Origin of the sequence: Plantactinospora sp. ZYX-F-223 (assembly GCF_039649625.1) — a bacterium.
Classification (GTDB): domain Bacteria; phylum Actinomycetota; class Actinomycetes; order Mycobacteriales; family Micromonosporaceae; genus Plantactinospora.
Window position 1 is genome coordinate 1 of record NZ_JBDJAV010000149.1, and the last position, 1,655, is coordinate 1,655.

Annotated in this window: 1 protein-coding gene; it reads right to left on the minus strand. The window is 68.3% G+C overall.

Going from position 1 to position 1,655, the window contains the following annotated elements:
• On the minus strand, positions 1–1,592 hold a 1,592-nt coding region (locus AAH979_RS42870; RefSeq protein ID WP_346263847.1), incomplete at its 3' end, for an AMP-binding protein.
• Positions 1,593–1,655 lie beyond the last annotated feature (63 nt).

Sequence of the window (1,655 nt, forward strand, 5' to 3'; positions counted from 1 at the left end):
ATCTCGGCGGTGCCGTGCACGAGCTGCATCGGCACCGAGTACGTGGTCAGGTCGAACGAGGTCCGCAGCAGCTCGTGCCGCTGCACCACGATCCGGGCCGCCTCGCGCAGCGCCTCTGGCTGGAAGGGCTGCTCGTCACGGATCCGGAAGAAGCTGGTGTTGTGGTAGCGGTTGCCACCCACCCCGCCGAGCATCTCCACCACCATGCCGAGCTGCACCTGCGACAGCGGGTACGCGTCGACCACCCCGGCCGGCAGTTCGGCCCGGTCCTGCTCGGAGACCAGGGCGAACGGCGCCACCGGACCGGCCTCGGCCGGCTGGTCCTCGACCGACTGGCCGGCCAGCTTCTCGGCGAGTTCGGCGACGGTGCGGTACTGGAACACGTCCCGGACCGCCACCTCGAACCCGGCCGCCCGCAACTTCCCGACCAACGCCACCGCCCGAATCGAATGCCCACCCAGATCGAAGAAACTCTCCGTCACCCCAACCCGATCCAGGCCCAGCACCTCCCGCCACACCCCAGCAATCCGCTCCTCCACCCCGGTACGCGGCCCCACAAACACCGGACCCGCATCCACCGCAGCAGCATCCGGATCCGGCAACGCCCGCCGATCCACCTTCCCGTTCGCGTTCAACGGCAGAGCATCCAGCGCAACGAACACCGCCGGCACCATGTACTCCGGCAACCGGGTCGAGACATGCACGGTCAACGCCGCCACGTCCAACTCACCCGAGACCGGCACGCAGTACGCCACCAGCCGCCTGTCCGACGCCGCACCCACCGCGACCACCACCGCGTCGCGAACCGACCCATGCTCCAACAACACCGACCGGATCTCACCCAACTCGATCCGATAACCATGCACCTTCACCTGGTCATCAACCCGACCGACAAACTCCACATCACCAGTCGGCAACACCCGCACCAGGTCACCCGTACGGTAAAGCCGGGCACCCGGAACAGCACCGAACGGATCCGGCACGAACCGCTCCGCCGTCAACTCCGGCCGATTCACATAACCCCGAGCCACCCCCACACCACCGACGTACAACTCACCCAACACACCCACCGGAACCGGCGACAGATCCACGTCCAGCACGTACATCGCCATCCCCGGCAGCGGACGGCCGATCGGCACGACCTCCGAGTCGGGCGTGTGGGTGACGGGGTAGACGCAGGTGCCGACGGAGGCTTCGGTCGGGCCGTACTCGTTGACCAGGCGGCCGTCGCCGAGGATCCGGCGCCAGTTCTCGGCGACCGGGCCGGGCAGGGCCTCGCCGGCCACCACCACGATCTCGGCCAGCGCGGCGAGCTGGGTGTCCTCGGCCTGCTGGCCGATGATCTCCAGGTGGCCGGGGGTCAACTTCAGGAAGCTGAACGGCCCGGCGGCCACCAACTCCCGACCCAGATCGGCCATGTCCAGATCCGGAGCCGCCAACCACACCCGCTGACCCGACACCAACGGCGCCCACACATTCGGCACCACCAGGTCGAACGCCACCGACGAGAACAACGCCGACCCACCCGCACCACGACCAGCCAACTCCCGCGCCGCCCAGGACACATGGTTGACCAACCCACGATGCGACACCGCCACACCCTTGGGCCGACCCGTCGACCCCGACGTGAAAATCACGTACGCCAGCCGATCGAG